This is a genomic window from Pelomicrobium sp. (assembly GCF_036803785.1).
Classification (GTDB): domain Bacteria; phylum Pseudomonadota; class Gammaproteobacteria; order Burkholderiales; family UBA6910; genus Pelomicrobium.
This window is the reverse complement of record NZ_DAIRTR010000131.1, coordinates 1-8,065: the sequence shown is the minus strand read 5'-3', so window position 1 is coordinate 8,065 and position 8,065 is coordinate 1. Positions and strand designations below refer to the sequence as shown.

The window sequence follows — 8,065 nt, the reverse complement described above, 5'->3', positions numbered from 1 at the left end:
GTGTTGGTGGAAGGGATTGAAATGTCGAGACCGCAATCGTGTCCGCTCCGCCCCGGCTCCGGTATAATGCGCCCCCACTGATCCGGCTTGCGCGCCGCCCGCCGGCGCGAGCCTCCTGCCGAAGCGCCGCCCGAGGCGGCCCCGATCCGTCCGATGAACGTCCTATACGAAGAGAGCGGTGTCCTCAAGACGGGTGCCGTGCTCGCCGACAATGCGACTTCCCTGCAGGTGGAATCGCCCCACGGCAAGCGCACCAAGGTGAAGGCGGGCAACGTGCTGCTGCGCTTCGCCGAGCCCGCGCCCCTGGAGCTCATGGAGCGAGCCAAGGCGCTGGCAGACGCCATGGACCCGGACTTTCTGTGGCAGTGCTGCGGGAGCGAAGAGTTCGGCTTCGAAGAACTGGCCCGGGAGTATTTCGGCCATCCGCCCTCTGCAGTGGAGTCGGCCGCGGTGCTCCTGCGGCTGTGCGCCGCGCCCATGTACTTCTATCGCCGGGGCAAGGGGCGCTTCCAGGCGGCGCCGCCGGAGAACCTGAAGGCGGCTCTGGCGAGCTTGGAGCGCAAGCGCCAGCAGGCGGAGCAGCAGGCCCGGTACGTGGAGGCGCTCAAGCGTTTCGAGCTGCCCGAGGCGTTCCGGCCCCTGGTGCCGCGGCTCCTGTACGACCCGGACAAGCAGTCCATCGAATACAAAGCGCTGGAGGTGGCCTGCAGCGAGCTGAGGCTCACTCCGGCGCGGCTCTTCGAGCGCTGTGGCGCACTCGCCTCCAGCCACGACTACCACCTGCAGCGCTTTCTGTACCAGCACTTCCCCCGGGGGACGGGGTTCGAGTCGGGCATCGAGCTTGCGCCGCTGCCGGAGCTGCCGTTGGCCGAGGCGCAGGCCTTTTCCATCGACGATGCGACCACCACCGAGATCGACGATGCCTTTTCGGTGACCTGGCTTCCTGGCGGCGGGGTACGGGTGGGCATTCACATCGCCGCGCCGGCCTTGTCGATCCCTCCCGGCTCGGCCCCGGACCAGGAAGCGCGCCGGCGGCTTTCCACGGTGTACATGCCCGGGGACAAGATCACTATGCTCCCCGACGCCCTGATCGAGCGCCACAGCTTGAGCGCGGACGGAGCTCGGCCGGCCCTCAGTATGTATTTGGACCTGGGGCCCGAGCTGGCGCTGCGCTCCGTCGAGACCCGGCTCGAGCAGGTGTGCATTGCCGCCAACCTGCACCACGACCGGCTGGAGACCCAGTTCAACGAGGCCACCTTGGCGGAAGGGCGGCGCGACTATCCCTTCGCCGAGGAATTGGCCCTCCTCTGGACCCTGGCCAACCGGCTGCAGGCGGCCCGGGGCAAGGAGAGCGAAAACGAGCAGGCTCGGGTGGATTACAACTTCTACGTAGTGGGAGATCGGGTCACCATCACCGAACGGCGCCGGGGCTCTCCCGTGGACAAGGTGGTGGCAGAGCTCATGATCCAGGTGAACCAGGCCTGGGGCCGGCAGCTCGCCGAAGCGGGCTTCGCCGCCATCTACCGGGCCCAGGGCGCCGCGGGGGTGCGCATGACCACGGTGCCTTCGCCCCACCAGGGGTTGGGGGTGGCGCAATACGCCTGGGCTTCCTCGCCCCTGCGGCGCTACGTGGACCTCGTGAACCAGCGCCAGCTGATCGCCCTCGTTTCGGGCGAGGCGCCCGCCTACGCGCCGGGGGACGAGGCGCTGCTCGCCGTCTTGCGGGACTTCGAGCTCACCTACGAGGCCTACGGGGAGTTCCAGCGCACCATGGAGCGCTACTGGTGCCTGCGCTGGCTCTTGCAGGAGGGCGTGGGCCTGACCGGCGCCGAGGTGCAGCGGGAGAACGTAGTGAAGGTGGACCGCATTCCCCTGTACGTGCGGGTGCCCTCGCTTCCGGAGCTCAAGCCGGGCACGCGGGTGCGCATCGAAGTGGGGGAGGTGGACCTGTGGGGGCTTACGGTGCAGGCCCGCTTCGCCGGCGTGGAGGCGCAAGCGCTACGGGCCTAGGAGCCTGCTTCCTCCTACGCCCTTGCCCTTCTCTCCCAACAAGCGCGGGGAGTCCGCACGGGCTGGGCTGAGTGACTCCCCGCGCCGGAGGCTCTACAATCGGCCCAACTTTCATTTGAAGACGGTTTTTCCGCGAGGACGTTTGGCTGGCGTGATGGCAGCGCGCAAGCTCTTCGGGGCGAGCCGATGGCCCCGGGGCCACGCTTTCGATCCGTCCACCCGGATGGCCGTCGCCGTGGGTCTTTCGGTGGCCCTGCACGCCTTCGTCGCCTTCGGCGTGGGGTTCAAGCTGCCCGATCCCTCCAAGGTGGTGAACACCGCGCCGCCCATCGAGGTGATTCTGGTGAACGCCCGCACCCGGGAGGCGCCGGCCAAGGTGGAGGCCTACGCCCAGGCGAACCTGGACGGCGGTGGCAACACCGACGCTCCGCGCCGCGCCAAGAGCCCCCTGCCGGCGAAGCAGAAAGACAGTCCCGCGATGGATCTCGCTCAGGCGAAGCGCAAGGTCGAGGCGCTGGAACAGAAGGCGCAGCGCCTCCTCGCCCAGGTGAAGGAACAGGCGCCGCCGGTGCCCCCTGCCGCGCCGCCCAAGGAGAGCGAAAAGGCGGAAGAGACGCCCCCACCCGAGCTTCCCGATGCCTCCGAGCTGATCGCCCGCAGCATGCAGCTCGCGCGGCTCCAGGCCCAGATCGAAAAGGACTGGGAGAGCTACCAGAAGCGCCCCCGGCGCAAGTTCATCGGCGCCCGCGCCACCGAGTACCGCTTCGCCCGCTACGTGGAGGACTGGCGCATGAAGATCGAGCGGGTGGGCAACCTCAATTACCCGGAGGAAGCCCGGCGCAACAAGATCTTCGGCAACCTGGTGGTGACGGTGTCCATCAAGTCCGACGGGGAGGTGGAGAAGGTGGAGATCAACCGCTCTTCGGGGCACAAGGTGCTGGACGAGGCGGCGCTGCGCATCGTGAAGCTGGCCGCCCCCTTCGCGCCGTTTCCCGAGAACATCCGCAAGGACACGGACATCCTGGTGATCTCCCGCACGTGGATTTTCACCCGCTCGGATCAGTTGATCGCGGAGTGAACGCATTGCGGGAGGACCGGGGCTCGTTGGTTCGGGGCGAACCGGTGCTATGGCTTGCCGGTGTGTTTCGCTGCGCTCAACGCACCCTACGGCGATGGTTTGATTTTGGTTTTGATTTCTGACCTCTGAAATGCCCGACCGCTACGCCGTCATCGGTCATCCCGTCGCCCACAGCCGCTCGCCGTGGATCCACGCCGAGTTCGCGCGCCAGACGGGGCAGGACCTGACCTATGAGGCGATCCTGGCGCCCCTGGACGGCTTCGCCCAAGCAGTGCGTGCCTTTCGCGATGCGGGCGGCCGGGGCATGAACGTGACGGTGCCGTTCAAGCAGGAGGCGTTCGAGCTGTCCGAGGCCCGCAGCCCTCGGGCGCAGCAGGCGGGGGCGGTCAACACCCTCACCTTCGAGCACGGACGCATCCTGGGGGACAACACGGACGGGGCGGGCTTCGTGCGGGACGTGGAAGAGAACCTGAATTTTGCCCTGGGCGGGCGCCGCGTGCTCCTCATGGGAGCGGGGGGCGCTGCCCGGGGGTTGCTCTTTCCGCTCCTCGCCCGGGGCGTTGCGCACCTCACGATCGCCAACCGCACCGTGTCCCGGGCGGAAGAGCTGGCGGGGATCGCCCGGGCCGCGGGGTATCGGGACGTGGCGGCCTGCGGCTACGCCGCGCTCTCGGGCGAGCGCTTCGACCTGGTGGTCAATTCCACCTCCGTCTCCCTCGCGGGGGAACTTCCCCCCCTGCCGGCCGGGCTCTTCGCTTCCGGCGCCCTTGCCTACGATCTGGTCTACGGCCGAGGCATGACCTCCTTCCTGCGCTGGGCCCGCACGAGCGGAGCCGGCCGCATCGCCGACGGGCTGGGGATGCTGGTAGAGCAGGCGGCCGAGTCCTTCTGGCTCTGGCGGGGCGTGCGGCCCGCTACCCGGCCGGTGATCGATCGGCTCGCCCAGGAATTGCCGCCGGTGGATTGAACGGTGCAGAAGCTCGTGCTGGCCCGCCCATTGCCGGCGCCTTCTCCATTGCCGCTTCTGCCGAGGGCATCCTCCGGTATTCTGCGGCGCAATTGAGGCAGTGGGGCGTTCGTCGTGAAGGGTCTCGGCCGCTTCATCCTGCGCGTGGCGTTGCTTGCCCTGGTGGCCTTCATCGGCTATCAGCTCTGGATCTTCGGCCACATCCTCTACTGGAACAGCTTCAATCCGCAGAGCACCGCCTTCATGGAGCGGCGGCTTGCGGAGCTGCGCCGGGACCATCCCAACGCCCAGCTCAAGCACCGCTGGGTCCCCTACGGGCGGATCTCGCCCCACCTCAAACGGGCCATCGTAGCGGCGGAGGACGCCCGTTTTCTGGAACACGATGGTTTCGACTTCGAGGCGATCCAAAAAGCCTACGAGAAGAATTTGAGGGAAGGCCGCATCGTGGTGGGAGCTTCCACCATCAGCCAGCAGCTCGCCAAGAACCTCTTCCTGTCGCCGGAGCGCACGCCGTGGCGCAAGGCGCAAGAGGCCCTCATCACCGTCATGCTGGAGGCGGTGATGAGCAAGCGCCGCATCCTGGAGATCTATCTCAATGTGATCGAATGGGGCAACGGGGTGTTTGGCGCGGAAGCCGCCGCGCGCCACTACTTCGGCACCTCCGCCGCGGCCTTGAACGAATGGCAGGCGGCCCGGCTCGCCGCCATGGTGCCCAACCCCCGCTACTACGACCGGCGTCGCAGTACCCGCTGGCTCGAGCGCAAGACCGAGATCATCCTGGCGCGCATGCCGGCGGTCCAGGTGCCCTAGCCCGCGCTTTTTTTTTTGGTGCCGATCCGGCTTTTCGCGTCAGCCGTTCGACCGGCCCCGCGTTTATCGCCTAGAATTCCGGGATTCTCTTCCAGGCCATGAGCGAAGTCGAGGAAACCAGGCGCGCGGCGGAGGCGCCCCAGAGCGATCTCCAGGAGGTGATCGACCTGCTCCACAAGCACGAGCTGGTGGAGAACGTGGTCCATCGCCAGGAGATGCCGCGTCACGAGCTGGTGGAGAGCCTGGTGCACAAGCAACATCTGGCGGAGCTGCAGAAGAAGCTCGACGCCATGCACCCCGCCGACGTGGCCCGGCTCCTGGAGGTGCTGCCCCTGGAGCAGCGCCTGCTGGTGTGGGATCTGGTCAAGGCCGAGCGGGACGGGGAAATCCTGCTGGAGGTCTCGGACGCGGTTCGGGAGAGCCTCATCCAGAACATGGACGAGGCGGAACTGCGGGCCGCCGCCCAGACCCTGGATACGGACGAGCTGGCGGACCTGGCCCCGGACCTCCCGCCCCGGGTGATCGAGGAAGTGATGCTGTCGCTGCCTGCCGAGGAGCGGGCGCGGCTGCAGTCGGCCCTGTCCTATCCCGAGGACAGCGTCGGCGCCTTGATGGACTTCGACATCATCACGGTGCGGGAGGATGTGACCCTGGAGGTGGTGCTGCGCTACCTACGCCGGCTGGACGAGTTCCCGGACCAGACCGACAAGCTGTTCGTGGTCGACCGCACCGGTACCCTGAAGGGGGTGCTGCCCATCAAGCGGCTGCTGCTCCACGATCCCGCGACCGTGGTGCGGGACGTGATGGAGCAGGACATCGTCACCTTCCATCCGGAGGACAAGGCGCGGGACGCGGCCAACGCCTTCGAGCGCTACGACCTGGTGAGCGCGCCGGTGGTCTCTGCAGACCACAAGATCGTGGGACGGATCACGGTGGACGCGGTGGTGGACTACATCCGGGAGAAGTCCGAAGCCGAAGTCCTGGGGCTCGGAGGCCTGGAAGAGGAGGAAGATCTCTTCGCGCCGGTGATCAAGAGCGTGAAGAACCGCTGGGCCTGGCTCGCCATCAACCTGGTGACCGCCTTCATCGCCTCTCGGGTGATCGGCATCTTCGAAGGCACCATCGCCCAGTTGACCGCCCTGGCGGCTTTGATGCCCATCGTCGCCGGCATCGGGGGCAATTCCGGCAACCAGACCATCACCATGATCGTGCGGGCCCTCGCCTTGGGACAGATCACCCGGGAAAACGCGAAGAAGCTGTTCCTCAAGGAGATCGCCGTCGCGGTGGTGAATGGCGTCGTCTGGGGGGCGGTGGTGGGGCTCTTCGCCTTCGCCATCTACCAGAGCGTGCCCCTCGGGCTGGTGATGATGGCCGCCATGATCCTCAATCTGCTCTTGGCGGCGGTGATGGGGGTGACAATCCCTCTCGTGCGCTATCGGCTCGGGGCCGACCCAGCCGCGGGCTCCAGCGTGATGATCACCGCCATCACCGACAGCGGGGGGTTCTTCATCTTTCTGGGACTGGCGACCCTGTTCCTCACCTGAGGCCCGGCATGGCGGACGTCGACCTGGCGGTAATCGGCTCGGGACCCGGGGGCTACCGGGCCGCGGTGCTCGCCGCCCTGCGGGGGCTCACCGTCGCCATCGTGGAGAAGGGGACGTGGGGCGGCACCTGCCTCAACCGGGGCTGCGTGCCCAAGAAAGCCTGGCATCATACGGCGATGCTGATGGCCGACGGCGCCCGCCTCGCGGAGCGGGGCGTGGAGGGGCGTTTGCAGGCGGATCTCGCCGGGGCCTGGGAGCACCAGCGCCGGGTGGTGGTGGCGGTGCGGGAGAGCTATGTCGATTACATGAAGCGCCTCGGCATCCGGGCCTACAGCGGGGAGGCGCACCTCAAGGACGCCCACACCGTGGCGGTGGGCGGCGAAACGTTCACCGCGGATCACCTGATCCTCGCCACCGGCTCTCTCCCCTTCGTCCCCGACACCTTGCCCAGGACCGCAGGCCGCATCCTCACCACCGACGATCTGTTCGATTTCCCGCCGCCGCCAGGGCGGCGGGTGGCGGTGGTGGGAAGCGGCGTGGTGGGCACCGAGATGGCCTTCATCCTCGCCATGCTGGGGTGCGAAGTGCTCTGGCTCACCCACGCCGAGCCCCTCTCCCGCGCTGGGTTCAGCCAGCGCGCCTTGAAGCTCCTGGGGGAGCGCCTGGCCCGCGTCGGCGTCGCTCCTCGCACCCGCTCCCGCGTGAAGGGCGCGAAGATCACGGCAGAGGGCGTGGTGCTCACCCTTCCCGACGGATCGGAAGAACGGGTGGATTGGGTGCTTCTCGGTAGCGGCCGTGTCCCCTGCACGGCGGGGCTGGGCCTGCAAGCGCTGGGGGTGGAAACCGATGGCGCCGGTTTCATCGTGGTGGATGAGGCCCAGCGCACCTGCATTCCCCACATCTATGCCATCGGCGACGTGGCCAATCCCGCCATGACGTCCAACCACGCCTTGGCGGAGGCGAGCGTGGCGGTGGCCAACATCCTCACGCCCGGCGCCCGGCGGCGAGACGCGGAGGCGGTGCCGACCCTGGTGTATTCAGCCCTCGAGTTGGGACGGGTGGGACTCAACGAGGACCAGGCGGAGGCGCGGTCGCTGGAGCCGGCGGTGGGCTTCGCCGCCTTCGAGGCCAATCCCGCGGCCCTGGCCCAGGATGCGCCCGAAGGCTTCGTGCGGCTCGTGGCCGACGCGGATCGGGGGACGCTGCTCGGCGCAGAGGTGGTGGGGCGCCAGGCGGACGAGCTCATCCATGTGGTCGCCCGGGAGCTGCGCAATCCCCACGCCCTCAAAAGCCTCGCCCGGGCCTTCTACAACCATCCCACCCGGGCCGAAGAGTTCCTGAACGCGGTGGAGACCCTGGCCGCCAAGTGGGGCCTGCAAGGCCCGGTCTTCGGCGACGGGGGGTAAACAGAGACTAAAAAAGAGGCCGCGTTGCCGCGGCCTCACTCCCCTTTACGCCCCCTGATGCTCGATCGGCTCGGGGTCGCGTCGAGACCGCTTCCTCGAGCCCGTTCAATCGTCCCGATGCTTGCGCTTGTGATGGCCCAGATGCAACCCGTGGTCGTGGTGCTTGGGCTTTACGTAGATCACTTCCTTTTCCACGATCACTTCTTTCTTCTGGACCACGGTGCGCTCCTTAGGCCGGTCGGTGGCGATC

Annotated in this window: 6 protein-coding genes; all 6 read left to right on the top strand. The window is 67.8% G+C overall.

The window, feature by feature from the left end; genetic code table 11:
- The first annotated feature begins 153 nt into the window (after nt 1–153).
- The 6 genes from V7Q81_RS13035 to V7Q81_RS13010 all read left to right on the top strand — a co-directional run bounded on the left by V7Q81_RS13035 (nt 154) and on the right by V7Q81_RS13010 (nt 7,815).
- Entirely contained in the window at nt 154–2,010 is a 1,857-nt protein-coding gene (locus tag V7Q81_RS13035; RefSeq protein WP_333843989.1) for a ribonuclease catalytic domain-containing protein, read from the top strand.
- Between the two features lie 154 nt (nt 2,011–2,164).
- Entirely contained in the window at nt 2,165–3,088 is a 924-nt protein-coding gene (locus V7Q81_RS13030; RefSeq protein WP_333843987.1) for an energy transducer TonB, read from the top strand.
- 130 nt (nt 3,089–3,218) lie between these two features.
- Nucleotides 3,219–4,055, top strand: a complete 837-nt coding sequence (gene aroE / locus V7Q81_RS13025) for a shikimate dehydrogenase (protein ID WP_333843984.1) — start codon at nt 3,219–3,221, stop codon at nt 4,053–4,055.
- Between the two features lie 114 nt (nt 4,056–4,169).
- Nucleotides 4,170–4,865 (top strand): monofunctional biosynthetic peptidoglycan transglycosylase, encoded by a 696-nt coding sequence (gene mtgA, locus V7Q81_RS13020; RefSeq protein ID WP_333843982.1) that lies wholly within the window; start codon nt 4,170–4,172, stop codon nt 4,863–4,865.
- A 98-nt stretch (nt 4,866–4,963) separates the two neighbouring features.
- On the top strand, nt 4,964–6,409 hold the full coding sequence (gene mgtE, locus V7Q81_RS13015) for a magnesium transporter (protein ID WP_333843980.1): 1,446 nt from the start codon (nt 4,964–4,966) through the stop codon (nt 6,407–6,409).
- Nucleotides 6,410–6,417: 8 nt separating this feature from the next.
- Nucleotides 6,418–7,815 carry a dihydrolipoyl dehydrogenase family protein gene (locus tag V7Q81_RS13010; protein ID WP_333843978.1) on the top strand — a complete coding sequence of 466 codons (1,398 nt, stop codon included), beginning with the start codon at nt 6,418–6,420 and terminating at the stop codon, nt 7,813–7,815.
- The last annotated feature ends 250 nt before the right edge of the window (nt 7,816–8,065 follow it).